24 protein-coding genes, 20 tRNA genes and 2 rRNA genes are annotated in these 26,479 nt (G+C 39.0%); 7 read left to right on the forward strand and 39 right to left on the reverse strand.

Going from position 1 to position 26,479, the window contains the following annotated elements; translation table 11 throughout:
- Positions 1–50: 50 nt before the first annotated feature.
- The 10 genes from bioW to J0N78_RS16355 all read right to left on the reverse strand — a co-directional run bounded on the left by bioW (position 51) and on the right by J0N78_RS16355 (position 8,849).
- Positions 51–839 carry a 6-carboxyhexanoate--CoA ligase gene (bioW, locus tag J0N78_RS16310; protein ID WP_209124172.1) on the reverse strand — a complete coding sequence of 263 codons (789 nt, stop codon included), beginning with the start codon at positions 837–839 and terminating at the stop codon, positions 51–53.
- 263 nt (positions 840–1,102) lie between these two features.
- Positions 1,103–1,957 (reverse strand): PHP domain-containing protein, encoded by an 855-nt coding sequence (locus J0N78_RS16315; RefSeq protein WP_209124173.1) that lies wholly within the window; start codon positions 1,955–1,957, stop codon positions 1,103–1,105.
- 45 nt (positions 1,958–2,002) lie between these two features.
- Entirely contained in the window at positions 2,003–2,743 is a 741-nt protein-coding gene (gene phnL / locus J0N78_RS16320) for a phosphonate C-P lyase system protein PhnL (protein WP_209124174.1), read from the reverse strand.
- 196 nt (positions 2,744–2,939) lie between these two features.
- A complete protein-coding gene (locus J0N78_RS16325; RefSeq protein ID WP_209124175.1) occupies positions 2,940–4,133 on the reverse strand; it encodes an alpha-D-ribose 1-methylphosphonate 5-triphosphate diphosphatase in 1,194 nt (397 codons plus the stop codon).
- Positions 4,134–4,154: 21 nt separating this feature from the next.
- Complete coding sequence (locus tag J0N78_RS16330) at positions 4,155–5,018, reverse strand: ATP-binding cassette domain-containing protein (RefSeq protein WP_209124176.1); 864 nt, start codon at positions 5,016–5,018, stop codon at positions 4,155–4,157.
- 2 nt (positions 5,019–5,020) lie between these two features.
- A complete protein-coding gene (locus J0N78_RS16335; protein WP_209124177.1) occupies positions 5,021–5,872 on the reverse strand; it encodes an alpha-D-ribose 1-methylphosphonate 5-phosphate C-P-lyase PhnJ in 852 nt (283 codons plus the stop codon).
- A gap of 27 nt (positions 5,873–5,899) precedes the next feature.
- On the reverse strand, positions 5,900–7,027 hold the full coding sequence (locus tag J0N78_RS16340) for a carbon-phosphorus lyase complex subunit PhnI (RefSeq protein ID WP_209124178.1): 1,128 nt from the start codon (positions 7,025–7,027) through the stop codon (positions 5,900–5,902).
- Positions 7,027–7,656 carry a phosphonate C-P lyase system protein PhnH gene (gene phnH, locus J0N78_RS16345; RefSeq protein ID WP_209124179.1) on the reverse strand — a complete coding sequence of 210 codons (630 nt, stop codon included), beginning with the start codon at positions 7,654–7,656 and terminating at the stop codon, positions 7,027–7,029. The genes J0N78_RS16340 and phnH overlap by 1 nt, the downstream gene beginning before the upstream one ends.
- The gene (gene phnG / locus J0N78_RS16350; protein ID WP_209124180.1) at positions 7,643–8,080 is read right to left on the reverse strand and encodes a phosphonate C-P lyase system protein PhnG; all 438 of its coding nucleotides are present in this window, start codon (positions 8,078–8,080) and stop codon (positions 7,643–7,645) included. The genes phnH and phnG overlap by 14 nt, the downstream gene beginning before the upstream one ends.
- A 43-nt stretch (positions 8,081–8,123) precedes the next feature.
- Positions 8,124–8,849 carry a GntR family transcriptional regulator gene (locus J0N78_RS16355; RefSeq protein WP_209124181.1) on the reverse strand — a complete coding sequence of 242 codons (726 nt, stop codon included), beginning with the start codon at positions 8,847–8,849 and terminating at the stop codon, positions 8,124–8,126.
- 531 nt (positions 8,850–9,380) lie between these two features.
- Between J0N78_RS16355 and phnD the strand changes: the two genes are divergently transcribed.
- From phnD to J0N78_RS16380, 5 genes are all read left to right on the forward strand, one after another.
- Positions 9,381–10,460 (forward strand): phosphate/phosphite/phosphonate ABC transporter substrate-binding protein, encoded by a 1,080-nt coding sequence (gene phnD, locus J0N78_RS16360; RefSeq protein ID WP_209124182.1) that lies wholly within the window; start codon positions 9,381–9,383, stop codon positions 10,458–10,460.
- A 23-nt stretch (positions 10,461–10,483) separates the two neighbouring features.
- Positions 10,484–11,272 carry a phosphonate ABC transporter ATP-binding protein gene (phnC, locus tag J0N78_RS16365; RefSeq protein ID WP_209124183.1) on the forward strand — a complete coding sequence of 263 codons (789 nt, stop codon included), beginning with the start codon at positions 10,484–10,486 and terminating at the stop codon, positions 11,270–11,272.
- Complete coding sequence (locus tag J0N78_RS16370) at positions 11,262–12,047, forward strand: ABC transporter permease subunit (RefSeq protein WP_209124184.1); 786 nt, start codon at positions 11,262–11,264, stop codon at positions 12,045–12,047. The genes phnC and J0N78_RS16370 overlap by 11 nt, the downstream gene beginning before the upstream one ends.
- Positions 12,047–12,919 (forward strand): PhnE/PtxC family ABC transporter permease, encoded by an 873-nt coding sequence (locus tag J0N78_RS16375; protein ID WP_209124185.1) that lies wholly within the window; start codon positions 12,047–12,049, stop codon positions 12,917–12,919. The genes J0N78_RS16370 and J0N78_RS16375 overlap by 1 nt, the downstream gene beginning before the upstream one ends.
- Positions 12,920–13,112: 193 nt before the next feature.
- On the forward strand, positions 13,113–13,472 hold the full coding sequence (locus J0N78_RS16380; RefSeq protein ID WP_209124186.1) for a GAF domain-containing protein: 360 nt from the start codon (positions 13,113–13,115) through the stop codon (positions 13,470–13,472).
- Positions 13,473–13,517: 45 nt separating this feature from the next.
- On the opposite strand, the gene pdaA is transcribed toward J0N78_RS16380, so the two are convergent.
- From pdaA to J0N78_RS16405, 5 genes are all read right to left on the reverse strand, one after another.
- The gene (gene pdaA / locus J0N78_RS16385; RefSeq protein ID WP_209124187.1) at positions 13,518–14,318 is read right to left on the reverse strand and encodes a delta-lactam-biosynthetic de-N-acetylase; all 801 of its coding nucleotides are present in this window, start codon (positions 14,316–14,318) and stop codon (positions 13,518–13,520) included.
- Between the two features lie 390 nt (positions 14,319–14,708).
- On the reverse strand, positions 14,709–16,253 hold the full coding sequence (locus J0N78_RS16390) for a fumarate hydratase (protein WP_209124188.1): 1,545 nt from the start codon (positions 16,251–16,253) through the stop codon (positions 14,709–14,711).
- Between the two features lie 127 nt (positions 16,254–16,380).
- Positions 16,381–17,025, reverse strand: a complete 645-nt coding sequence (locus tag J0N78_RS16395) for a histidine phosphatase family protein (RefSeq protein WP_209124189.1) — start codon at positions 17,023–17,025, stop codon at positions 16,381–16,383.
- Between the two features lies 1 nt (position 17,026).
- Positions 17,027–17,227, reverse strand: a complete 201-nt coding sequence (locus tag J0N78_RS16400; RefSeq protein WP_209124190.1) for an SE1561 family protein — start codon at positions 17,225–17,227, stop codon at positions 17,027–17,029.
- Positions 17,228–17,480: 253 nt separating this feature from the next.
- Complete coding sequence (locus tag J0N78_RS16405; protein ID WP_209124191.1) at positions 17,481–19,007, reverse strand: recombinase family protein; 1,527 nt, start codon at positions 19,005–19,007, stop codon at positions 17,481–17,483.
- Positions 19,008–19,189: 182 nt separating this feature from the next.
- Here J0N78_RS16405 and yfkAB point away from each other — a divergent pair, with 182 nt between their 5' ends.
- Positions 19,190–20,374: a radical SAM/CxCxxxxC motif protein YfkAB gene (gene yfkAB / locus J0N78_RS16410; RefSeq protein ID WP_209124192.1), complete on the forward strand. Its 1,185-nt coding sequence runs from the start codon at positions 19,190–19,192 to the stop codon at positions 20,372–20,374.
- A 121-nt stretch (positions 20,375–20,495) separates the two neighbouring features.
- Here yfkAB and J0N78_RS16415 read toward each other — a convergent pair whose 3' ends face one another.
- Both J0N78_RS16415 and J0N78_RS16420 read right to left on the reverse strand, forming a co-directional pair.
- A complete protein-coding gene (locus J0N78_RS16415) occupies positions 20,496–21,296 on the reverse strand; it encodes a YfkD famly protein (protein WP_209124193.1) in 801 nt (266 codons plus the stop codon).
- 109 nt (positions 21,297–21,405) lie between these two features.
- On the reverse strand, positions 21,406–22,008 hold the full coding sequence (locus tag J0N78_RS16420) for a YczE/YyaS/YitT family protein (RefSeq protein WP_209124194.1): 603 nt from the start codon (positions 22,006–22,008) through the stop codon (positions 21,406–21,408).
- Positions 22,009–22,091: 83 nt separating this feature from the next.
- Here J0N78_RS16420 and J0N78_RS16425 point away from each other — a divergent pair, with 83 nt between their 5' ends.
- A complete protein-coding gene (locus tag J0N78_RS16425; RefSeq protein ID WP_247747375.1) occupies positions 22,092–22,706 on the forward strand; it encodes a DUF421 domain-containing protein in 615 nt (204 codons plus the stop codon).
- Positions 22,707–23,351: 645 nt separating this feature from the next.
- Here J0N78_RS16425 and J0N78_RS16430 read toward each other — a convergent pair.
- The 22 genes from J0N78_RS16430 to J0N78_RS16535 all read right to left on the reverse strand — a co-directional run.
- A tRNA-Leu gene (locus J0N78_RS16430) sits at positions 23,352–23,435 on the reverse strand.
- 12 nt (positions 23,436–23,447) lie between these two features.
- Positions 23,448–23,523 (reverse strand) — tRNA-Lys (locus tag J0N78_RS16435).
- A 200-nt stretch (positions 23,524–23,723) separates the two neighbouring features.
- A tRNA-Thr gene (locus J0N78_RS16440) sits at positions 23,724–23,799 on the reverse strand.
- A gap of 5 nt (positions 23,800–23,804) precedes the next feature.
- Positions 23,805–23,880: transfer RNA gene (locus tag J0N78_RS16445), tRNA-Val, on the reverse strand.
- Positions 23,881–24,019: 139 nt separating this feature from the next.
- Positions 24,020–24,094: transfer RNA gene (locus J0N78_RS16450), tRNA-Glu, on the reverse strand.
- 3 nt (positions 24,095–24,097) lie between these two features.
- Positions 24,098–24,173: transfer RNA gene (locus J0N78_RS16455), tRNA-Asn, on the reverse strand.
- Between the two features lie 8 nt (positions 24,174–24,181).
- Positions 24,182–24,258: transfer RNA gene (locus J0N78_RS16460), tRNA-Ile, on the reverse strand.
- Between the two features lie 17 nt (positions 24,259–24,275).
- Positions 24,276–24,352 (reverse strand) — tRNA-Pro (locus J0N78_RS16465).
- A 6-nt stretch (positions 24,353–24,358) separates the two neighbouring features.
- Positions 24,359–24,435, reverse strand: a tRNA-Arg gene (locus J0N78_RS16470).
- A gap of 3 nt (positions 24,436–24,438) precedes the next feature.
- Positions 24,439–24,527: transfer RNA gene (locus tag J0N78_RS16475), tRNA-Leu, on the reverse strand.
- A 17-nt stretch (positions 24,528–24,544) separates the two neighbouring features.
- Positions 24,545–24,619: transfer RNA gene (locus tag J0N78_RS16480), tRNA-Gly, on the reverse strand.
- A gap of 4 nt (positions 24,620–24,623) precedes the next feature.
- A tRNA-Gln gene (locus J0N78_RS16485) sits at positions 24,624–24,698 on the reverse strand.
- Between the two features lie 32 nt (positions 24,699–24,730).
- Positions 24,731–24,806 (reverse strand) — tRNA-His (locus J0N78_RS16490).
- 8 nt (positions 24,807–24,814) lie between these two features.
- Positions 24,815–24,888, reverse strand: a tRNA-Trp gene (locus J0N78_RS16495).
- A gap of 12 nt (positions 24,889–24,900) precedes the next feature.
- A tRNA-Tyr gene (locus J0N78_RS16500) sits at positions 24,901–24,985 on the reverse strand.
- 13 nt (positions 24,986–24,998) lie between these two features.
- Positions 24,999–25,074, reverse strand: a tRNA-Phe gene (locus tag J0N78_RS16505).
- Between the two features lie 143 nt (positions 25,075–25,217).
- Positions 25,218–25,293 (reverse strand) — tRNA-Asp (locus J0N78_RS16510).
- Positions 25,294–25,297: 4 nt separating this feature from the next.
- Positions 25,298–25,374 (reverse strand) — tRNA-Met (locus tag J0N78_RS16515).
- Between the two features lie 170 nt (positions 25,375–25,544).
- A tRNA-Ser gene (locus J0N78_RS16520) sits at positions 25,545–25,637 on the reverse strand.
- Between the two features lie 9 nt (positions 25,638–25,646).
- Positions 25,647–25,722, reverse strand: a tRNA-Ala gene (locus J0N78_RS16525).
- Between the two features lie 17 nt (positions 25,723–25,739).
- Positions 25,740–25,855, reverse strand: a 5S ribosomal RNA gene (gene rrf, locus J0N78_RS16530).
- Positions 25,856–26,248: 393 nt separating this feature from the next.
- A 23S ribosomal RNA gene (locus J0N78_RS16535) occupies positions 26,249–26,479 on the reverse strand; the annotation flags it as partial.

Genomic DNA, 26,479 nt, shown 5'->3' on the forward strand with positions numbered 1-26,479 from the left:
TCTAAGTCACTTTATATACGACCGTAAAATTTATTTTAGGATTGCTCTTACTAAAACTTGTCCAACTCTTTCTCCCATTGAATAATAACCGGTTGCTTTTCTAAATAGCGTATATATGTATTCAAATCTTTTGCACTTTTTAAACCATCAACAAAGAAAATGCGACAGCCTCGTTCATCTCCGTATTCTTTAAGCTTTGTTATTCGTTGATAGCCTAGGCTACTGCTTGCAACATAGCCTGTAATGTATTCAGGGTCATCTGACCAACATAATTCTGCGACTGTCGCTGGATGCTCACACACCTTTGTTGCAAGCACGAGCGCTTCCTTAACTCTTGAATTTTTAGGCTCATTATAATGATCAGCCCACTTTTTAAAATTTGTGTTCAACCAATCCATTCTCGAAACACGTATACCTTTGTCGTTCGATTGATCCATTCGTTCCCCTGATTGGACATCTACTAATATAGCACCTCTAAATGCCGAATATTTCGTCATTTCAGCATAAGCTTTTTCGATGACTTGTCTTTGGATACCAGCCTTCTCTAAAAACTTCCAAGACAATTCTTTTCCTTCCTCTACTGAATTCATTTCATTTGTCTTTACTTGCAGTGGTTTTATTCGTGTGATAGGCTCGTGAATCGCTTCAAACTGAATCTGCATAAAATCTGGTTTTCCTCTTGAATGTCCTAATCCCTTTTCTAATAACACATTTACAGCATCCTTTAGATCACTATAGGTAGAAAGTATTTCTCCACCAGATATATGTTTACCTCCACGTTCATGAGGTCCCTTTTGGGCTGCTCTCATCCTAACACTATAAAACTTCTTATCTTGCATACCGCTATCCCTCCTTGAAATAAGGTGACAATTAAATAATAGAATCGTTAACCATTTAAGTCAATACAGTTGACGTTTTTATTTGGTAATTTATTCTCTTTACTAGATGATTTAGGTTACTTCTTAAAACTCATCATGGGTTCAGAGACAGCATGGGTGACGATAAAATCTTTCAACCGTTACATCCACTTTTATTAATAACAAAAGAAAAAGCTCCCAAATGGACATTGAGAACTTTATTAGATGGAATACAAAAATTCACTTTATACTTTAATACTTTGTCGGCGTTGCTTAAGTTTTTCAACGGAAGTAAGACCAATACTTTTAGAACCGAGTACCGTTTCCTTTTCACCGTAAAACCCATGAAAGTCAGATCCACCTGTTGGAATAAGATGATATTTCTCCGCTAACTGACTTGCTTTTTGCTCATCCTCTAATCCATGCAATGGGTGCTTTACTTCAATTCCCTCTAAACCAACCTTTACCCATTCTTGAACGGCTTCATAATTATTAAACTGTCCCGGATGCGCTAAGACTGGTACACCTCCAGCTGCTCGAATCGCTTGAATCGCATCGATGACGTTAATGTATTCGATCGCTTCAAACGCTATCCCTTTCGGTTGTATTTCACTTTCTCTAGCAAACAACTTTTTATATAAGTCACCATAAATCCGATCCGTATAGCCCTTGTTTAGCAGTACATGCATAATATGTTGTTTATACACACCGGTTCCTCCAGTAGCAATTTCCTCGACTTCTTCCCAAGTAATCTCATAACCTGCTAGACGGATTTTTTCGACCATATTCATTGATGCTTGGTGTCTTCGTTCAATCATCGGTTGACATAGTTCTTCAATCGCTGGATGACCCGGTGTAATATAAAAACCTAAAATATGTGCACGTCTTTCTCGCTTATAATCGTAAGCGGAAATTTCAATACCAGGGATGATTTCAATTCCGATCTGTTGTCCTCGTTGTAATGCATCTTCTAACCCTATCGTTGTATCATGGTCCGTAATGGCCAGGTGTGTGACCCCGTTTTCTTTTGCTAATGTAATTACTTCTTCAACGGTAAACGAATTGTCCGAAATTTTCGTATGGCAATGCAAATCGATCATTTTTTTATCAGCTCCATTTTAAAACTAACTCTTTTTTGTAGCTCTTCAATATTCATTGGCTACTCCTAAGGGAGAAGAAGGGGTGCTTTCATGTAAGATACCGTCTTGTAAATGGTACGTTCGATCGACGACCGTCTCCATAAAATCAATGTCATGAAATATTCCTATCATACTCGTCCCTTTTTCCTTTAACTCAATAATCATTTCTTTTACCGACTCTTTAGAGGCTTGATCTAAAGAAGCAGTTGGTTCGTCTAATAATAGCAGCTTCGGACGTTTGACCATCGCTTGCGCTAAATTTAAGCGCAATTTTTCTCCGCCACTAAATGTTCTTGGAAACGAGGCCCAAAGTGGTTCAGGAAGTTTAAAGTGATGAAGAATTTCTTTTGATTGCTCCAAAGCACGCTCTGACGTTTCTCCCATCTCAATAAGAGCGTCAGCGACAACCTCTAGGGCAGTAACCCGAGGCATCACATTTAAAAACTGTGACACATAACCAATTTCTTTTTTGCGAATGGCCAGCATTTCTCGCTCGGCAGCTTGAACTAAATCAATCGATCCAAATCTTTCAGAGTGATACAGCATTTTACCTCCTGTAGGTAAATACGTTCGGTAAATGCTTTTAAGTATCGTCGATTTTCCCGCTCCACTTTTTCCTGTAAAGCCTAAAAATTCACCCTGGTGTAATGCAAAGCTGATCCCGTTACAGCCGACGATTTGCTTTTGATTAAATTGGTGCATGATAAACGTTTTCTTTAGATTTTCGACTACAAGAAGCTTGTTCATTTCGCTTCACCTCTCTTATGTTTGATTCTGCTTCAACTTCTTCAATTTTCCTTACCATTTTCTATGAAACTAGTGCCCGCCGTAAGAGGATCAGATTACACATTTCCATACTTCTTCATGAAATCTTTCATATCGATTAGATCATCAAACCGTTCTTCTAAACTTAATCTTTTTGTACTCATTCTTTGCTCCTCTATTAATAAACTTCACTAACTTGCGTTTTCATTTGAAAATTCATTTGGCAAACGGCTTGACCATTAACAAAGACCGTTTCGAGAATCGGGCGCTGTCCTTCTTCACCAATAATTAATATGTCTGCTTTCTTTCCTACTTCGATCGAACCTACCTCTTTGTCTATCTTTAAAGCTTTCGCTGGATTAAATGTGACCATATTGATTGCTTCATACATATTCATGCCGCCGTGATAAAGCTTAAATACGGTATACAGTAGCGAAGATGGATAATAATCTGAACAGAAAATATCAACGAGACCATGTTCTATTGCTTCCATCGCAGAAAGGTTATTGCTGTGAGATTTTCCAAGTAAAGCATTCGGTGCTCCCATTACTACGTACAAATTCATATCTTTTGCTTTTTTGGCAACTTCAAGCTCAATCGGAAATTCACTAATTGTAGCCTTCCATTCCTGAATAACCTCTAGTTTTTCCACAGTATCGTCATCGTGAGACGCAATCGGCACACCGTGATCATCTGCAAGGAGAGCTAAAAGTTTAATTTCATCGTCTCCTAACGTTTCTAACGCTTTAGCCTCTTCTATAAAAGCAGCAGCCTCTTCTTCCGAATAATGGCGATGTTGCATTAATAGCTTTTTATGGACTTCAATGTCACGAAACTGCCCTTGGCCTGGTGTATGATCCATAAATGAAAGCTGATCAATGTCACTAGATTTGAGTAATTCTTCCACTTTATTTAACGCAGTTAGATTTGTAATTTCATAACGAAGATGCGTTTTATGACGAATGAGATGCTGACCTTTTGCAAGTCTTTTAATGTCTTTAATGACCGATAAGACGGTAGCATTTCTTCTCGTCCATTTTTTCGCATTATCCTCCATTAGGGACAACGAATGATAAATTGTTGTAATGCCTTGACCGACAAGCTTTTTTTCCAACTCATAAAAAGAAACTTCAAGCGGAAACCGACTACTTGGCCGAGGTTCTAACTCAATTTCAATTGCATCACTATGTGAGTCAACAAAACCAGGAACAACCCATTTTCCAGCGGCGTCGATGTCCTCTGAATGAATAGAAAGTGGTGTCCCTTCCTCAATTCCAACAATCGTCTCGCCTTCAATCAAAATTGTTCCATTGTCAATCACTCGGTGTGGTAATACAATTTTCCCATTATAAATCTTCATACGCTTCGTCATCCTCTCACCTCTCTGCTATTTTTACAATAAAGAGTGAACTAACTGCTGTGTATAAGGGTGTTGCGGGTCTTCTAAGATCTGATCGGTTAATCCATGCTCAACCACTCTTCCGTATCGCATCACCATCGTTCGATCGGCTAGCATTCGAATGACACCGAGATCATGAGAAACGACGATCATCGCTACATTGAGTTCACGCTGAATTTTTCGGATCAAATCGAGTACTCTCGCTTGTACAGATAAGTCTAGTCCTGTTGTTACTTCATCCAGCAATAAAAGGGGTGGATTATTCGCCAGCGCTTTTGAGATCTGAACTCGTTGCTGCATGCCTCCGCTGAAATTTTTCGGTAACTCATCCATTCGTGAAAGAGAGATTTCAACATGATTAAGAAGTTCACCTGCACGCTGACGAATGTCCCCAACATGTAATGAGCCGGAGGCAATTAATTTCTCAGCAATGTTCCCACCGCTTGAAAACGACATTTTCAACCCAAGTAATGGGTTTTGATAGACCATTCCTAGTAAATAATTACGAATGTAACGCTTTTGTTGAGCGGACTCGCAAAAAATATTCACTTCTCCATTTTTATAATCTGAGATCATCGCTTCCCCAGACGTGATGTCGTCATCAAAATATAAGCTTTTGACAAAAGAACTCTTGCCTGAGCCACTTTCACCAACGATACCAACGATTTCACCTTTATAAAGTTCAAGATTGACATCGATACAAGCCCAAACGCTGCCGCAATGAGGACAACGATTATCTTGACTAGTTAGCAGATCCGGTGTTTCACAATGTGAACAACCTTTTCCATAGCGTTTATTTAAGTTTTTGACGTTTAAAATAGGCTCTTGAACCTCTTGTTGTAGTGCTGCATGAACCATTCTTAACTCCTCCTTTCTTGCTGTCGTTTTTGACAACAACCCGTATCTGAGCACTGGTAAAACTTCGTACCTGTTTCACTATCATACATTTCATCTAAATACGTATCATCACTACCACATAAACGACATGAAAGACCTTCAAAGCTTTCGACTTCAAATGGATAGTCTTCAAATTGCAAAGGTTCAACATCTGTATAAGGTGGAATAGCGTAAATTTTCTTTTCACGTCCAGCTCCGAAAAGGTACAGTCCTTCAGCTTGATGAAGCTTTAATAAATCATAACGAGGAATAGGACTAGGATTAAAAATATATCGACCATGGACGATACTCGGGTAGTCAGCCCCGATCGTAATTTTCCCCCAGTGGACAATATCCTCATAAAGCCGTAACCATATGCTGCTATAATCCATTTCTGCATGAAGTCGCTTTGTTTGTTTTTCTTTCGCTTCCACTCTTCGTAATGGCTCAGGTAATGGAACTTGAAGCACTAAAATTTGATCTTCCCTTAAAGGGATTTCTGGTATTCGGTGACGGGTTTGAATGACCGTCGCTTCCTCTGAGTCATTTGTCGTTTCAATCCCTGTGCAATCTTCGACTAATTTCTTAATACTAACAGCGTTGACACTGTCATCGTAGCCTTGATCAATGACCTTTAGGTAGTCTTCTTCTCCTATTAGAGATAAGGTTAATTGCAATCCGCCTGTTCCCCACCCACGGCCAATTGGCATTTCCCGTGAAGCAAAAGGAACCTGGTAACCTGGAATCGCAACGGCTTTTAACGTAGCTCTTCTAATTTCTCTTTTAGATCCTTCATCTAAGAAAGCATAATTATATGGTTGTTCAAGCTGTTGCACACATATCAACCCTTTTCTATAAAATTATTAAACATAAGTGAACGTACTCGTTCTCTTTTGTCCCATTTGCTTGTCAGCTTTACCCTCTTCTTTCGTTTTACGAATACGATCTAGCATTGACTGGAACGTAATATAATGTGGTAATTTCAAATGGGAAACAAAGCCGTGAGCTTCGACACTATCAATGTGTAATAACACAAATTCTTCATCCTGTGTCGGTGCTCGCCCTTCTGTTTCTAAGCTTCTTTCGAGAATCGCCATTGCGATCGCTTTGACTTCGTTTTGTCCAAACGTCAGCCCGTACCCTAGCATAAACGAAACGTCTCCTTGATCATTTTGCGTAAATGAATTGATCGTCTCGACTTCTGTCAACATGATTTCTCCAATATAAATAGCATCTTCTTCATCTGTTGCAAAAGGATACGGAATATATACATCCGTATAGCCAACCCGTAACTCTCCGATCGTTGGGTGGACCGCGCCATATCCCCGCATACTGCTGTAAGCAAGCGACGTCATAGCTCCCGTTTCTCCTCTTGAAAGAACTTGAAGGCGAGCTGAACGTTGTGCTGGGAATGTTAGCTTATCTCTTGTAATATCAATTGGTTCAATTTGATCGGATGATACATTAGCTAGTAAGCCCTGTTTTCGAAGAAGCTCAGCTACTTTAGGAAATGCTGGTTCATGATCTTGTACCTCTACATTTAGTTCGAATTCTTCTAGGAACCTTTTAATCGATATACTTCCTTCTTCACGTAAATCGAATCGTAATAATCGATGAGTATAATCATAGGTTGGCCCTAACATTTGTCCGTCTGGTATATCTTTAAAAGATGATGAAATTCTTCTAATCACTCTCATTTCACTCGGTTCCACCATGACCGAATAATGATTTCTAGGTAGGGTAGACCGATACGCTCGAAGTAAAAAAGCCGCTTCTGCAGGATCACCTTCTGATTGCTTTAAAGCTAAGGCTGCATATTCTGGTGCATAAAGTCCACCTTCACCCATCACTCGATCAATTAGTAGCCTCATTTGTTTTTCAATTTGTTCGGGATCCAGTCCAGCAGAAGACCCTTTTAACCTAAAATATCGGATGAGTTGATCGGCGTTTTCAATTGCTTGTTGTCCTCCTGTAACCGCTACATATCCCATTACAATCCCTCACCTTCAATTAATGTTGTTCTCGGAATCCCAAGCATTTCTCCGGTCTCACTAACAAGCACCATATCTATTCCAAGTGGGTATTCCTGATTTACTTTTCTGCGCTCATTTATCCAATGCTGTGAAAATCCATCCACACATACCTTTATCTCTTCAGCTATTCCTGGCCCTCGTAGCAATAAGGTCATTCCAGATGAAAATGAATCAGTGAATATTTTTTCCACGAATACAATAATCGTTGCACTAAGATGAGGGTCTTCAAGCGTTCCTACTTTTACACTCTTCATTAATCGAGTAAGTTCTTCTTCCTCTTTTGGTTTATTAATAAAAATAAAATCAGCTTCAGTGATCGGTGCAGCTTTCCCAAAAGTTTTCCACTGCAAATATTGAGTAATATCACTAGAACAATCGCCATTGATTGCAAACGAAACTTCTTGGTCGACCAATGTTAACGCAATGGCTTCTAGTGCACGTGGAAAATGATATGGTGTGTTTAACATCTCAATGGAAGAGTGGATGTTTTGGATTTTCCCTGGTCGTGCCATACTATCTAGTAATTTTCTGTATATTGTTTGTGTACCATGTACGAGATCAAAATTACTTAAATTAACTTTTGTCATTGTAATCCTCCATCGTATCAAAATGTACTCGAGTTTGATTGGCTAGTGCTGCCTCTCTTAAATGTCTGTGACGAATGTTTTGTTCTTCTTCTAGTAACTTCTTATTTAGTTGGGTAATTATAGGCAGGTTCGCGTTAAAGGCAGCATCTACAACCGCAATTTGATACGCACGTTCCGGCTGCTCTCCTTTAATAACCCCCATCCCATACTTACTATTAATAGAAACCATACACTCAGTGACTAGAATTTCACCCATATAAAATGGCTGAGAGGATACCGAGTCGCGAGTTTTCACCATCACTAATCCTGTTGCAGGCTTTCTTTCCATTTGGATCTTCGCCACTGTTTCAATTTCACAGACCATTTGTTTGAGAAATTGAGGATCTCCTTCAACAAGAATTTTCGTTAATCTTGACTTTTTCATACCATTTTCCCCCTTTACGAAGTAACAGCTATTTTTCTTTAACCTAAAACTCTACTAAGCACTTATGCATATCTCCTCTAATTCGAGCAACACTATATTCTAATGGAGTTCCAGCAGGATGATTCATCATACTTTCAATTTGAAGAATTGGAACATTTTCTGGTAAATCCAATAATTCTGCATCCTTTAAAGAAGCAAGACTTGCTTGGAAACTTGATTTAGCACGAACGGGATGGATTTGATAATGTTCAATCAAAATTTGATAAAGGCTTTGAAAGTTAGTTAAATGCTCTTCAAATAATGGAACTTCCTGCTCTGGAATGATTGTCGTTGTTATCGATACCGGCTTTTGATCAATACATCTCAAAATCTCGAGTCGATAAACAAGATCTGTATCTACTAGCCCTAAGCTTTTCTGTTCCCCTTCAGTAGCATTTGCTTTGTGCCAATCTATTAATTGGCTACTATGGGCTAAACCTTGCTTTTTCATATTTTCAGAAAATCTTGTCTTCGATGAAAGTACATAAACGATCGGCTCAGGAATTTGATTCACATAGCAGCCTTTTCCATGAATAGGAGTCACCCATCCTAAATTTGTTAATCTTCCTACCGCAAGCCTTACTGTATTCCGATTGACATTAAATTGACGACAAAGCTCATTTTCAGAAGGGATTTTTTCATTGACAGCATATTGCCCTGAACAAATCTTTCCTATTAAATATTCAGCTATTTCTAAATGACGCAAAGACATTTCCTGTGAACGTTTCATTCCTAACTCCTTTTTTCTGCGTGATAATAAAAATCTAACTTATTAACAAGTTCAGTTGGTTAAGAGATTGTAAATCTATTTGAAACTATTGTAAAAAGATGAATTTCTCGACCTTAAAGTGTTCACAATCTTCACGAAGCATTTACTAATTTTACGAATGCATTAAAAAATGAAGCCATTTTCACACATTAAATAAAAGAATTTAATATGTGAAAATGGCTTCAACTAGATTACATCCCTATTTTTTGTATAACCTTCGGCAAAAACAAAATTTAAATAAATTAAAATCTCTTTACAAACTTTTACAAAAATACTGAAATTTATTAAAACTAAATTAAAATAGTTTGTCTATGATTAGAGTCGTTGGATATTTCACTTCAATAGGAGGGTTTTACCATAAGGGGAATTTACTTTTGCTTTTATTCTTAGTTAGACGAACGATCGTACATTTATCAAAAAGAAGCGATCACTCATTCAGTATGAAAAATCTTACACACACTTAAAAGGTTTAAAATTGAGAGGAGTATTCAAATGAAAAAAGCATTAGTATTATTATTTACCATCGCTCTTGTTGCTATATTTACAGCTTGTAATTCTTCAAGTAACACAGGCTCTTCATCTACTGAAGAACCAAATAAGGAAACAAAGTCTGAAACTCAGGAAAAAGATACTCTAACAATTGCTTGGCTTCCAAATGAATCGGGTTCAGATGTAAAAGGAGCACGTGAAGAAATTGGGGCTGCAATTGAGAAAGCTACTGGTAAAAAAGTGGAACATCAAACAACAACGGACTACCTAATTGCTATTGAAACGATTGCTAATGGGAATGCCGATTTAGCGTTTCTAGGGGCACAAGGTTATATTGAAGCAAACAACAAAAATAACAATGTTCAACCACTCGTTGTACCAAGTGGTGCTTCTGGAACTTTAGATGATGCCGTTTACTACAGTTGGCTAGCTGTAAAAAAAGACAACGAAGACCAATATATGGATGGTTCAAATTATTCAATTGATAACATTGCTGGAAAAAGATTTTCATTCGTATCAAACAGTTCAACTTCAGGTTTTAAAGTACCGTCTAATGGAATTGTCTCTCACTTTAGTGAGATGGATGAGTATAAGGATTTAACTGCAGAGGATTTACTTGAAGGCGGAAGCAACCTATTCTTTAGTGAGGTTCTTTACGGTGGTTCTCACCAAGGTTCCGCTGTAAACCTATTAACTGACAAAGTTGATGTTGCTGCTTTTTGTAACGCGTGTGTTAATAACTATGTTGAGTTAGTAAGTGGTGAGGAAAACCGTCCTGGAGCAGTTTACAAAGTTAGCGATGATGCTGCTGAGCCATTTAATACCTTAATAGGCGAAGAGTTTGTCCTAATTTCTGTAACACCTGTTTTAAATGCGCCTTTTGTTGTAAATCAAGATAATGTTAGTGCGGATGTAATTGATCAAATTATTACTGCATTTACTTCGGATGAAGTTACTAATAACACGAAAATCTTTGTTCCAAAAGACTCTGATGGAAAAGGATTATTCTCTAAGGGAGCTGACGAGCGTTTTGTAGAAGTAGAAGATGCTTGGTTCAACCCTATTCGTGAATTATCAAAATAATTTTATAAAAGGAGTCGTTAACAATGACAACGTTACTAGAATTAAAAAACGTATCAAAGCAATATGGTAATGATACTCTAGCGTTATCTGATGTTAACTTCTCTGTTAATGAAGGAGAGTTTGTTTCCGTCATCGGACCATCGGGGGCTGGGAAATCAACTCTCCTTCGTTGCATTAATCGAATGATTGATGCATCTAGCGGAGAAATCATCTTTGATGACGACAATATTATGGATTTTAATAAAAAGGAATTAAGAAAACTACGAACTAAAATCGGTATGATCTTCCAGCATTATAACTTAGTCAATCGATTATCTGTGATTGAAAATGTCCTTCATGGTCGCCTCGGGTATAAGTCTACCCTTGCAGGGATTTTAGGCCTATATAATGATGAAGAAAAAAGACAAGCCATTGAAATGCTCGGACTTCTTGGTTTAGAAGAACAAGTGTACAAACGCTGTGATCAATTAAGTGGTGGGCAAAAGCAACGTGTTGGTATTGCCCGAGCATTAGTTCAAAACCCAAAAATGTTACTTTGCGATGAACCAATCGCATCTTTAGATCCAAATGCCTCAAAAGTGATTATGGATTATCTTAAAGAAGTTTCTGAAACTATGGGAATAACTGTAGTCGTTAATCTGCACCAAGTGGATGTAGCCCTTAGCTATTCAGAACGTATTATTGGGGTAAGTAAGGGAAGCATTGTCTACAATGGCTCTCCTAATGACATTACAACAGAGGAAATTCACACAATTTACGGTTCTGAGGCCGGTGACCTCATCATGGATTTGGGAGGACGAAATGCAGGATAAATATTTCGCCAAAAAACGGATTACATCTTCAATTATTCTATTGATCATCTTTGCTGTAACATACGGTTCGATGATCTTAACTGAATTCAGCTTAGTCAAGGGATTTTCATCCATACCAAAGGCATTTGAGTGGGCTTTTTCGAACTTCTTTCCGAATGCAAAGTCCTTAGACCGTCTGCCAAATATTCTGGATAAACTGATAGAAACGTTACTTGTTTCCATCGCAGCTTCGACATTGGCTGCAATTTTTGCATTAATGTTTGCAATTGCTGGATCAAATACGACGAAAGTCAATAATTTCTTTAGTACAATTGCACGTGGCTTCGCTACATTATTTCGTAACATCGATATTGCCGCCTGGTCCATGATTTTATTGTTTTCATTCGGACAAAGTGCATTAACAGGATTTTTCGCCTTATTTTTTGTTTCCTTTGGCTTTTTGACTCGTGCTTTTATTGAAGTTATTGATGAAATGAGTAACAGTTCGGTTGAGGCTCTTCAAGCAACGGGGGCCAGCTACTTTGTAATCATCTTTCATTCGGTCATTCCATCAAGCATTGCTCAAATGATCAGTTGGATGCTGTTCGTTATTGAGACGAACATTAGAAGTGCCACTTTAATTGGGATTTTAACGGGAACTGGGATCGGCTTTGCATTCGATCTTTATTACAAAGGCATGAATTACAACGCGGCAAGCTTAGTCGTTATCGTAATCATGGTATCAATCCTAATGATTGAATTTATTTCAAACTATGTTAGAAGGGTGATTTTGTAATGGGACTTCAAAAATTCACCAATCCAGAGCCAAATAAAAATAGTGAATTGATTCAACAGTATCTCGAAAAACCAATTAAAGTAAAGCCCTTAACCAAAGCATCCTTTGTTATTCAAGCAACCTTATATTCATTACTCTTTCTAACGATTTATGGTTTTATGACGTTTGACTATAAAGATTTAAATGTCTTTGAGGCAATTATTGCGACTCTCGTTAACTTTAAAACCATGTTCACCGAACCACAATTTAATCACTTTACGTTTGGTGAAGCCTTCTATGCTGTAATGGTAACGCTCGGGCTTGCTATCTTAACAACCATTTTTGGTGCGATCATTGCCTTATTCTTAGGTTTATTTGCTTCTCAAAATCTTTCTAATCCTAAAGTTTCAAATACAATAAAAGGTATTGTCGCTATGATTCGAGCAGTTCCAACTGTTTTATGGGTACTCATCTTTGCAGTTGCTGCTGGCCTCGGTAGTGTTGCAGCCGTTATTGGGATGACGTTCCACTCTGTTAGTTATCTCGTAAAAGCATATTCCGAATCTTTCGAAGAGCTAGACCAAGGTGTCATTGAAGCGTTAAAAGGAAGTGGAGCCAACTGGTGGCAAATTGTTTTTCAAGCTGTAATTCCATCTTCTATTACCTATTTGATTTCTTGGACTTTTTTACGCTTTGAAATTAACTTTGGAGTTGCAGTTGCAATGGGTGCTGCGGCTGGTGCTGGTGGTATTGGTTTTGACATGTTTATGGCAAGCGCCTTCTACTATGATTTAAGAGAAGTTGGGATCATTACGTACTTTATCTTAACGATTGCCATCCTCTTAGAAGTTCTCGCGACTCAAATTAAGTCCCGCCTCAGAGTTCGAATATAGTTGAGAACAACTTTTATAAAGTTATGGCAAAGGACGACGAAGGAGCATTTCCACGTCGTTCTTTTATTATTAACCAAAATATTTCCATTCCTATACCAAGCTATCCCCACACTGCCTAAACTTACTAGTTCGTAATTGAGTAGAATTTGCTACAATAGGAGAAGTAAAATGTTCTGCGAAGGAGAGATAGTTCATGTCGATTGCAACAGATGTAGCTTCCCTACAAATTATGGCCCATGTCTATAAAAAAATGAGCCTTCAATCAGTTTTTGAAAAAACTTGTGAAAGCTTAGTAAATGAAGTCCCATACATAGATTGGGTCGGAATTATTCTTTTTGAAGAGGGTTCAAGCAAACTAGTCGCTGCATCAGATGAAGATGATCTCCAGTGGGAAAGTAATGCTGAATTAAAATTTCCAATTTCCAATTCTATGGGGCAACAAATTGGAGTTATGATTGTTCGTAGCATGCAGGCGATTGCCTTTGACGTTACTGATGTCAGTACATTAGAAACGATTGCAGAAGCAATAGGTCAAGAAAGCTTTGCCAACTAAAAGGGGATTTGAAGAGGCTGACACTTTGTTAGCCTCTTTTTTATTTCAAAAATTTTGTCGTGTCTCTTCCATCAACATTTTGTCTAACGATAGATCATCAAGACTTTTAAAGGTATAGCCTTGTTTACGACAATCGTCAATAACGCGTCCTAAGGCTTCAGCATTATCTTTAGAAACAGAATGAAGCAGCATAATAGAACCTGGGTGAATTCTCTTCATTATTTGTTTGTAAGCATAATCTGCCCCTTTTTGTTTATCTACTTCCCAATCTTTATAAGCCATTGACCAAAAGACATTCGTATAACCTAATTGATTGGAAAGAGCTAATGACTTTTCACTGAAAGTCCCTCGTGGTGGTCTAAGATAATTCATATCACGACGGCCGGTAATTTTTGTATACTCTTCTTTTACCTTTTCTAACTCCTCTTTTAGTCTTGCCTCACTTACTTCTGGCAAACTTGGATGATGCCATGAATGATTGCCAACGATATGACCTTCTTTTATCATTCGTTTAACAAGATCTGGTTCTTTTTTTAAATAATGTCCGGTTACGAAAAACGTAGCAGGTACCTTTTTTGCTTTTAACACATCTAATACTTTAGCTGTGTAGCCATTTTCATACCCATTATCAAAAGTTAAAAAAAGTTCTTTTTTATTCGTTTCACCGATAAAGTAGCTACCATGCTTTTCAAGTAGCTTTAAATAATGGGGTTCTGTAGTTACAGGTTTATTATCTTTTTCTGGTTTATAATTCCAATGGTAAACCTTTGTGTCGTACGCCTGAGCAGAGCCAAGACCTGTAAAAATGAACGCAATGATAGCTATAACAATAAGTAGTTTTTTCATTTAAACATCTAACTCCCTTAGTTTTTTATTAGCTTTTCACACAAATAAAAAACTATCCATACAGAAAAGCAAACGGTGCTCAGGTGTTATTTTCATGTTCTGCCTATTTATTTTTAACTTTAAGTCATTTCTTTTCAACTTTGGCTGGTTTATTTTTAACTTTCCCTTAATTATTTTCAACTTCACCTCATTTAAAGATTTCTCAACAATATATTGCAAATTTCGACCATCGCGTACTACTCAAGTCACCAACCACCTTAGAAAAACAAGACATACCGACAGTGATCACGAAAGTCGTTGTCTTTTTTTAGACTTTACCCCTATAAACCTTCTATAAAGTACAAAAAAGATAGGCAATCCAATGACTACCTATCTTTAATCCGTATTAAATTAAAATACGCGTTCAGCAAACTGTGAAAGCTTTTCTAATGAAGATTTATCCACGTCGGCATGTAAACTGTTACCGTGTGAATCCATCGTTACGATCGCTGCAAAGCCTTCTACTTCAAGATGCCACATCGCTTCTGGAATACCAAATTCCATTAAGTCTACACCTTTTACTTTCTTAATACAGTCCGCATAGTATTGAGCTGCTCCACCGATTGCATTTAAATAGACGCCACCGTGCTCCTCTAATGCTTTTAATGTCTTTGGTCCCATACCACCTTTACCGATAACCGCACGGATTCCAAATTTCTTCATTATATCACCTTGGTACGGCTCCTCACGAATACTTGTTGTCGGTCCAGCCGCTTTGACATGCCATTCTCCTGCTTCATCCTTTAACATTACTGGCCCACAGTGGTAAATGATTTCACCGTTTAAATCGACCGGTGCATCATGGTCCATTAAGTGATGGTGGATCGCATCACGGCCAGTATGCATTGTTCCGTTAATGATAACAACGTCTCCTACTTTTAATTCGCGAATTTGCTCTTCAGTAATAGGTGCTTGGAGAACGACTTCACGAACGTCAGATGTTGCTTCAACCGTTGCTGCTGCTTCTTGTTCAGCAAGTGCGCCAAAGTCAATCTTTTCGCCATCTTTATAAAGCCACTCGTTAATCTCACCCGTTTCAGCGTCAACAACGACACCTAAGCGACGGAATGCCCAGCAGTTATATGCAACGGATACAAAGAAACTAGCTGGAAGACGGTGCATCGTTCCGACTTTACAACCAAGAAGTGTTGCTTCTCCACCAAAGCCCATTGTTCCGATTCCAAGCTTATTTGCATTTTCCATAACATAGTCTTCTAATTTACGTAGATCTTCATTAGGATTTACATCATCAACCGTACGGAACAGCTGCTCTTTCGCTAATAAGTAACTAGCCGAACGATCGCCACCGATCCCAACACCGATAAATCCTGCACTACAGCCCTGTCCTTGTGCTTGGTATACTGAGTGCATAATACATTTACGAATTCCATCAAGGTCACGACCTGCACGTCCTAGCCCTTCGAGTTCACATGGCAAGCTGTATTGAATGTTTTTATTCTCACAGCCACCGCCTTTTAAAATGAGACGAACATCAATGTAGTCTTCTTCCCATTGCTCAAAATGGAATACTGGTGTTCCCTCACCAATGTTATTTCCGCTGTTTTCACCCGTTAGCGAATCAACAGAGTTTGGACGTAACTTGCCCTCTTTTGTCGCTTGCTCGATTGCTTCTTTAATTGCTTTTTTCATTTTAATTTGATTAGCACCAACTGGTACTTTAATTTCAAATGTTGGCATCCCTGTATCCTGGCAAATCGGTGAAATATTCTCATCTGCCATTTGAATATTTTCAGTAATTGTCGATAATGATAATGCTGCTCTCGTTCCTGCATTTTCTTTTGCTTTTGCCGCCTTAATAGCATGGCGAACATCATATGGTAGATTCGTAGAGGTTTCTACAATAAGCTTGTACATACTATCTTTAAATTTTTCCATCCTGTTCCTCTCCCCTCGGAATTACAGATACGAATTTTTTACACATGTACTATTATACGCCTTGTCAAAACATTTCGAAAGGGGGATGAAAGCGCATCAATTAATTTCCTATTTTTTTCTCCTCGACTTAAGCTTCTTTATTATAAAATGCAGTAAGCTCTTGATCTTGTAATTCTAAGTGAGTTGTCTTGTTGATATAATGAATGATCGGTTTTCTATCATTCTTCCATTCAATGAAAGTAACACTCGTATTATCAATTTGAAACGGACGATGATGTAAATGCCAGTCATCACCGAAGAGTATAAACATTAAAGCAATACTAATTAAACCGCCATGAGCTACCAATGCCACATGTTTTCCTTCATGGGCTGTTCTCATTTGCTCAAGTATGTAGTGACATCTAGCAGTAATTTCCTCGACTGTTTCAGTTCCCATGATTCCTGATGTTAATAATGTACGTTCTTTTGCTTGAGGATATTGAGTATAAATATCTTCACGTGTTTTACCTTCAAGAGGTCCTAGATTAATTTCACGTAGTTTATCCCATTTGTGGGGAGTGATGTTTTTTACCTTCGCGATTTCATTCGCAGTTTCATAAGCCCTTATTAAATCACTACTGTAAATATAATCAAGCTGCTTATGTTGGAAATAGTCGCTTAAATATCTAGCTTGCTGTTTTCCTTCATTTGATAAAGAAAAGTCTTTCCAGCCTTGAATAATCCCCAGTTTATTACCCTCTGATTCACCATGGCGAATGAAATATAATTTCACCTTAGTTCGCTCCTTTATTTTCCCATGAATGGCGAAACACTTTACATTTGCCTTCTAATTGATCAAGCATCTCTAAGATTCGGTCGATATCTTCTATTGTTGCATCTTCTGGATCAATTGCATCTAGTAAATCACCAATCATTTCGATTTTTTGGTTTAGATATGATAATTGCTCATTTTTGTCATTGACTGCTCCGCCCATTAAAAACTCTCTCCTTTTGTTTATATCATCGTAACTTTAACAAAAATACGAAAAACACTCAAGAAATTGAAAATTTTAAGAAGTGCTCCTTAAGGTTATCTTTTCCTAGTATGGACTAAGTATATATTTGTTACACCCTTTTGCAATTGAACATATTCAGTGTGGTGAGCCGATGTTGTCATGAAAAGGTCTGAGTAGCATTATCTGTACTTATCCTCATGTATCCTATTATTCTGCTCATTTAGGATCTCTCCTACTTGTATTCTACTTTTATCTCAAAAGGCTTTTCTCCTCCTACATCATTTAACTCTTTCCAGTAGTACACTTTATCTATAACATCATGGAATAGCTTATTTACCTTAGTAGGATTTTCCTCAACATCCATAGACAATAGCTGTTCTATTTTAGCCTTTGCTTTTTTATGCTTTTCTACCTCAGACTTAGCATCTGCTCCCTCTAAAGACTCTAGCATCTCAGTTAATGACTGTTGTTGTTCTCTTATATTTTTAATTTCCACAGTAGCCTCATCCTGCTCAAAGATACCTACTTTAAATCCATCCTGTACTCTTTTCTTTTGAGCCTCTAGCTTGTTATATTGCAGAGTTAGTTCCTGCTGTTTCTGAGCTACCTTACTTAAAAAGCTCTTATCACCTGCTACAATAGCCTCTATTACTGTATCTAGCTCTGAAAGATGCTGTCTAAGCTCCCCAAATATACCCTCCTGTACTCTAGATGCCCTAATACCATTGTTTTTACATCTAGGCTTATCTTTAGCCTCCTGCTTAGCCTTATAGCCTTTAGAGGCATGACAGTTAAGAACATAAAGCTCTCTACTTTCCTTATCTAATTTATTCCTACCTTTCCTGTTACCATATTTCATACAGAAAGATAAAGTCTGATTACATTTAGGACATTCTAACAGCTTAGAAAGTGTATATACTCCTCTCTGAGATGACTGAGGTACTTTCCTACGCTTTTCTTTTAGCTTTTGTGCCTTATTATAGGTATCTGCATCTATTAAAGCAGGGTGAGCTTCCTCTACATTAATAACATCCTCTCCTGTAAGCTCATAGTGCACTACTCCTCTGTAAGCTACATTTGTAAGGATTAAAGAGAGACCTCTAACAGAAAAAGGCTGACCTGCTCTATTTGTAATGCCTCTGAACCTTAGCTGTTCTACAATCTCAGTTTGATTGTATCCCTGATTGACATACATATCATAAATAGTCTCTACTACTTTAGACTCCTCAGGATGAGCGAGGAGATGCTTACTGTCATCTTTTATATAGCCATAAGGAGCAATCCCAAAATATACTCCCTTTTTAATTGCCTGTATTCTACCTCTCCTGAGCTTTCTTTTAGTCATCCTCATAAAGTGATTATCCATCTCAGATTGAATACCTGAGGTAAAAATATCATCATCATTCATAAAGTTATATGTTTTATGGAGAGTAAATAACTGCAAGCCCTCATTTTTCATAAACCTAACAAAGAGTTCAAAGTCTGTTCTATCCCTTGTTAACCGGTCTTGGTCAGTAACTAGGACTCCATCATAAATATTCCTTTTAAGCTCCATTAGCATCCTCTGTAGTTCAGGTCTACCATCCCAATCCTCTGAGCTACCTTCCTCAGAAAACACCTCATATTCCATATTGTTAGACTCTGCATAGTCAGTAAGTAGCTCTAGCTGTCTGTCTATCTCTAAAGCATCAGTATCTTTTAACCTAGACTTTCTGACATAAATAGCTACTAACTTTTTACCAGCTTTTACTGATTTCATTCTCTATATGTTCTCCTCTCTGACTATCAACTATGCTGAATTTCATCAGACTTGTATAATCCTATTGTAGCAATTATATACATAGATGCAAGATGTTTTACATTGGATGTTCTTATGTACTTTGCATTGACATAAGTTATATAATAGAAAGAGGTATTAGAAATAAGATAGGAGTAGTTGAAATGACTAATTTAAGAACCAAACCCAAAAGCATACCTAAGAATGATGCTTGGGAGGCTTATCTAGATATAGAAAAATATGGAAAAACAACATTATCAAGCATAGAATTTACTACCACTAACCTCTGTAATATGAGATGCAGACATTGTGCTGTAGGTCATACCCTTACACATAAAGACAGTAAAGCCCTTCCTTTAGAGTTATTGCTACAAAGATTAGAGGAAGTTCCTACCTTGAGAACATTAAGCATAACAGGTGGAGAACCTATGATGTCCTTAAAGTCAGTAGAAAATTATGTATTACCTTTATTGAAATATGCTCATGAGAGAGGTATGTACACTCAAATAAATTCTAACCTAACATTAGACCTAGAAAGATACAGGCTCATAGCTCCATACTTAGATGTATTACATATCTCTCATAATTGGGGAACAGTAGAGGAGTTTATAGATACTGGATTTGCTATGATGGAAAGAAAGCCTACTAGAGAACAAAGAAAAGCATTATTTGATAAGATGATAACTAATTCTAAGGCTTTATCTGAAATGGGGGTTTTAGTATCTGCTGAGACAATGATTAATAAGAATACATTACCTCACTTAGAAAAAATTCATAAGCAAGTAGTAGAAGAGATGGGATGTAAAAGGCATGAAATTCACCCTATGTATGATAGTGGATTTGTTGGTATGACTGCACCCTCAGACATACAAAATTCTTTACAATCCATGTATCCAAGTGATTTTACGAATAGCCTTCAAGTCGCCACATTAGATGACATTCGCTCAGCCATTCACCGACTTCTCGATTATCGAAATGAAGAAATATGGATGTTGTTTGGTACTTTACCGTTTTATGCATGTAGTAACAATGCTGATGATTTACTATTACTTAAACGTTTGTATGAAGCTAAAAATGTTACGGTTCGGAATGACCCAGATGGACGTTCTAGATTAAATGTTAATATTTTTGACGGAAGTATTATCGTGACTGATTTCGGTGATACACCGCCGCTGGGTAATATTCAAACCACTCCATTAGAAAAAGCATATGAGACATGGAACTCTTCCTCCTTAGCAGAAGAGTTGAACTGTCATTGTCCAGCTGTTAAATGTCTAGGACCCAACATCTTGGTTAAAGACATATATTATCAAGGGGTTTCATTTAAAAATCGTATATCAAATCTCTAATAGAAATAAGGAGTGCTTGAATATAAGCACTCCTTATTTACTCTTAGCAGCGTCTGTCTGTTTTAAAGATACACTTGTATAAGCAAATGCATCCCCTTAAAAACTGCTCTTTATTTAGTCCTTAGCGTGGCTGATTTGCTGTATAAAATTTGAAGCTTAAATGATCTTGAACGGGAATCCATGCACCGATCCCCTGCTGAGTCACGTTTTTAACATCAAGCTTTCTTTTTCCATTTTTTATGGTTAAATAGACTTCACCATACGTTACTTTTCCTTTTTCATTTGCGGCTGGAACATAGGCATATAGATACCCAACGTTTTTAGGCGCAATATTATATATCTGTCCTTTTTTCGTCCCATATCCAATGATTGTATCAAAAGCAAGTGGTAGTCCTGTTTTTTCAGCCGCTTTAATCATCATCATTTTTTTTACTTCTTCACTATTTGGAACTTCAGCCGTTAATCCACCTGAAATTTTCTTTTGTTGATCCTGTGTATAAGTCAACTTTTGTGGCGTGCGTCCACCACGATTATCCACATAATTTGTGTTCACCTTATTATATTCCCAATTCACGTTTGTCTCCCCTGATTCATAATTAAGTGGCCATTGGCCTAAATAAATGGAAGCCTTAAAAAGCAATGCTGTTTTCGCATTGTGAATAGTAGACTCATTTAATAATCGAATGAGTTCTGGATTTGCAATTTTAACCTCTGATGAATCTAATAGTTCCTGCGTTAATTCACTTGGCTGTAAATAAGGAAGATCTTGAGTTGGATTAGGATACGTGTTGTCTTTTGAAATGTCTAAGACGTAATCAGGAATTTTGGCTTTCTTTTTCTCCTCTGTATTTTTTTCAGCCAAACCAGTTAACGGTAATATAAATAGAAACAATACAAGAATACATAGCGATACCTTTCGCATCGACTTTTCCTCCTTCTTTCTATAACTGTACGATTGCTTATAGTTTTTTCAATCTATAAAAATTTATCCATCAAAAAAGACTTCATTACCGAAGCCTTTGATTTGAGTCCTATATGCTAACTATTTTTTTTACTCGTTTAAAAAATACTTGAATAAGTGGTCCAATGCTTAAGGTAACAACTATCGTACCAATTCCAATCGGCCCTCCTATGAACAACGCAGCAATTAAAGCTATAATCTCAGCTAATGTTTTTGCTCCCATAAGACGTAGTCGAAACAACCGTTTTAAATTTAACATTAGTCGATCAATTGGAATGATAGCAAAGTCAGCTTGCAAGTAAGTCGCTATCCCTAACCCCATTATAGTAACTCCTAATAATAGTACTGCAGCTTGTATTGGTAACTCCGTTAAGCGAATATCTTGAAAAACAATTAACAGCCAAAAATCAATGAAATAACCTAGTAAAATGACCGTAATTAACGAATGAATTTCTGGACGTGCCCAAGCTAAGAGAGCATTAATTATGATTAAAATAACACCTATAAGGATAACCCATGTGCCAACAGTCCAACCAAAGCGTGCTGATAAACCAACACTTAACGCATCCCAAGCTCCTGCTCCAAGATTAGAAATAATTGTAAACGTAATACCGACAGCTAAAATAAATAGTCCAATAACATAAGATAAACTTCTTCGCACGATAGTTGGCAATGTACTCTCACCTCTTACTGTGTATAATTTACATTTTATGCATAACCTAACCTTAGTTTTTTATAAGGTTAGGAGGAATTTTTTTGGATTATCATTGGGTTTGGAAAGCAATATTAATTATTTGTGTAGGAATTATGATATTACGGCTTGGTGGACGAAAATCCATTTCTCAATTGACAGTATCCCAAACCGTTATTATGATTTCTATCGGTACGTTAATGATACAACCTGTAAGCAACCGTAATATTTGGACGACATTTATGATTGCACTATTACTTGTTATTACTTTAATCTTTATCGAATTTCTTCAATTAAAATTTGATATTATTGAAAGTTTTATCACCGGTAAATCAATGGTTGTCATTGAAAATGGGGTCCTCAATACAAAGAACTTAAAAAAGTTAAGACTTACGGTCGACCAATTAGAGATGCGTTTGCGACAAGCGAATGTTCAGCACATTAGTCAAGTAAAATGGGCCACGATTGAACCTAGCGGACAACTAGGTCTTGTCTTAAACGAACAAAGTCAGCTTGCAACAAAACAAGACATTCAAATGGTATTAAATTATATTCATAGTAAACTTCCCGCAGGACAAATTCCACCTAATATTATTCAACCGAAAAGCCATTCCTCCATATTTACAGAAGCGAAATCACGAAAACACGACAACGGTGCCCCTTCTAGACAACTGGATTAATAACGTACAGTCTCACGCACGGTGACAGGTACCTTTACTGAAGTAAAGATGCCTGTCTCAACTAAGAAGCGGAAGATGTCTGCTTATCGGCGACAAACGCTGGAGGGCCAACAATTAGTGTCCTGACTTTTGGACACGTTTGATGGACCGAAGCGACCTCGAGCCGATGACACCTGCAGCTAGACAAGAAAAGCGGAAGTGCCCGTATAGCGACGTATGGACTAGCCTCGGCCGCAGGAGATAAAGGAAACACAATGAACGTTAGTGAATTGATGTTGACTTATCGTACGGCGGTGAGGGAAGTCTCACTAGTCGCTGGGCGCTACAGCTAGACAATAAGAAAAGCGCAAGCGCCCGTTTAGCGACGTATGGACTGGACTGAGCCGCAGGAGATAAAGGAAACACAATGAACGTTAGTGAATTGATGTTGACTTATCGTACGGTGGTGAGGGAAGTCTCACTAGTCGCTGGACGCTGCAGCTAGACATCCTCGAAATTTATAATTTGGGCGTTTGCGTGTATTTTTTTGCAAACAAATTGTATGAGAACCCCAACATTTATTATAGAGCCACAAAAAAAGAACTACCTGATTAAAGGTAATTCCATTACATATTTTATGTATTACCAATTTCTTGGTTAATGAAATGGTGCGGGTGAAGGGACTCGAACCCCCACGTCAAAGACACTAGATCCTAAGTCTAGCGCGTCTGCCAATTCCGCCACACCCGCAGCTTAAACCAATGGTGAGCCATGAAGGACTCGAACCTTCGACCCTCTGATTAAAAGTCAGATGCTCTACCAACTGAGCTAATGGCTCCTAGAATAATGATGTTTCTTCCTCTACAGACTTCTTTTCAATGTAGATGCGTCGAAACAACTCATAGTATTTTCGAAAAAAGAAAATGCTCATTACTTACCGACTAAGCTAATCGTTCCAAAAATAAAAATGGGTACTATCAGTATTACCCATTTTAACAGGCTTCGTAGAATGCTACGTAACTTTGTTAAAGTTATAAGTGGTGCCGGCAAGAGGACTTGAACCCCCAACCTACTGATTACAAGTCAGTTGCTCTACCAATTGAGCTACACCGGCATGGATGGTGGAGGATGACGGGCTCGAACCGCCGACCCCCTGCTTGTAAGGCAGGTGCTCTCCCAGCTGAGCTAATCCTCCAATAAGATTTTGATAAGCGGCGAATCTCTTCGTCAGTTTCGTACTTACGGTACTCACGTATTTAAGGATACGCTCCGTTTCCTTTAGAACTTCACTTCCTCGACCTTCTTGCTTCTGAAAATCTTCTTTTAAAAATATATGGTGACCCGTACGGGATTCGAACCCGTGTTACCGCCGTGAAAGGGCGGTGTCTTAACCGCTTGACCAACGGGCCATTTGGCTCCACAGGCAGGACTCGAACCTGCGACCGATCGGTTAACAGCCGATTGCTCTACCAACTGAGCTACTGTGGAATAATTCATGGTGGGCCTAAGTGGACTCGAACCACCGACCTCACGCTTATCAGGCGTGCGCTCTAACCAGCTGAGCTATAGGCCCTAATCATATTGTTTTCATGGTCGGGAAGACAGGATTTGAACCTGCGACCCCCTGGTCCCAAACCAGGTGCTCTACCAAGCTGAGCCACTTCCCGTAAAAATGGTGCGCCCTGAGAGATTCGAACTCCCGACCTTTTGATTCGTAGTCAAACACTCTATCCAGCTGAGCTAAGGGCGCATATGGTGCCGAGGGCCGGACTTGAACCGGCACGGTAGTCACCTACCGCAGGATTTTAAGTCCTGTGTGTCTGCCAATTCCACCACCCCGGCAAAGCAGACGATTTACTTGGAGCGGAAGACGGGACTCGAACCCGCGACCCTCACCTTGGCAAGGTGATGTTCTACCACTGAACTACTTCCGCATAATGGCTGGGCTAGCAGGATTCGAACCTACGCATGACGGAGTCAAAGTCCGTTGCCTTACCGCTTGGCTATAGCCCAATATGTTTGTTAACCCATCATAGCAATTATAATGGGGCGATTGATGGGAATCGAACCCACGAATGCCGGAGCCACAATCCGGTGCGTTAACCACTTCGCCACAACCGCCACGCGTCTGGCAGGGGCAGTAGGAATCGAACCCACACTGACGGTTTTGGAGACCGTAGTTCTACCTTTAAACTATGCCCCTTAATTAAGAAAATGGTGGAGGGGGACGGATTCGAACCGCCGAACCCTCAGGGAGCGGATTTACAGTCCGCCGCGTTTAGCCACTTCGCTACCCCTCCAGCCTAAAATAAATGGTGGCTCGGGACGGAATCGAACCGCCGACACATGGATTTTCAGTCCATTGCTCTACCGACTGAGCTACCGAGCCTTATTCGGTCTGTGATAAGCTTCGAATTTCTTCGTTAACTCCCCTCAGTCACGTCCTCATGTATTACTTATACACTCCTGCGTTCGTTTGGTTGTTCCCTCGAACTTCTCGCTTCTCTCAACCCTCAAATATGAAAAATTAAATGGCGGTCCCGACGGGAATCGAACCCGCGATCTCCTGCGTGACAGGCAGGCATGTTAACCGCTACACCACGGGACCACTTTGGTTGCGGGGATAGGATTTGAACCTATGACCTTCGGGTTATGAGCCCGACGAGCTACCAGACTGCTCCACCCCGCGTCGTTATAAAGCTTACGGATGATGTTCACTTCTCCGTAGCGTCTTGACTGTTTCTTCCTCTTCTAGATGTTCTTCGCAGGATATCCGTCGAAACAACTCGATGATCAATCACCGATGCATTGCTCGTTGCTCCACCCCACGATAATATGAATGTTCATTTTAAAAAAATATGGCGGAGGAAGAGGGATTCGAACCCCCGCGCGGTTTAACCCGCCTGTCGGTTTTCAAGACCGATCCCTTCAGCCGGACTTGGGTATTCCTCCGCATGATAATGGTGGAGCCTAGCGGGATCGAACCGCTGACCTCCTGCGTGCAAGGCAGGCGCTCTCCCAGCTGAGCTAAGGCCCCATATAAAATATCTTATAGCCTGGCAACGTCCTACTCTCACAGGGGGAAGCCCCCAACTACCATCGGCGCTGAAGAGCTTAACTTCCGTGTTCGGCATGGGAACGGGTGTGGCCTCTTCGCTATCGCTACCAGACTATAAAATTGTGATAAGCTTCGTATTTCTTCGTTGACTGCGCTCATTTCGTTGCTCAAGTACCCTTCAAACGTACATTCCGCTACTCGTGAACTTGTCGCCTCGATCTACTCGCTTCTAACAATTTTCTTATCGGATTTTGGTAAGCGGCAAATTTCTTCGTCAGCTGCAATTCTTGCGGTGCTCCGACGTACAGGATGTACTAGTGCCGACGTTGTCACAGGACGTGACGAACTTAGTCGGTTACCTTTAACATACGCTCCACTCCTCAGAATTTTGCTTCCTTGAACTTCTTGCTTCTGAAAATCTTTTTGAAATTTTGAAGGTTTATTCCTTCAAAACTAGATAACATAGACATTGAGTTTTCTTGAAAAGTCAAGTTCACCTTCTATTTTGGATAAGTCCTCGACCGATTAGTATCTCTCAGCTCCACGTGTCACCACGCTTCCACCCGAGACCTATCAACCTCATCATCTCTAAGGGGTCTTACTTACTTAACGTAATGGGAAATCTCATCTTGAGGGGGGCTTCACGCTTAGATGCTTTCAGCGCTTATCCCGTCCACACGTAGCTACCCAGCTATGCTCCTGGCGGAACAACTGGTACACCAGCGGTGTGTCCATC

The organism is Alkalihalobacillus sp. BA299 (genome assembly GCF_017745675.1).
Lineage (GTDB): Bacteria > Bacillota > Bacilli > Bacillales > Bacillaceae_F > Alkalihalobacterium.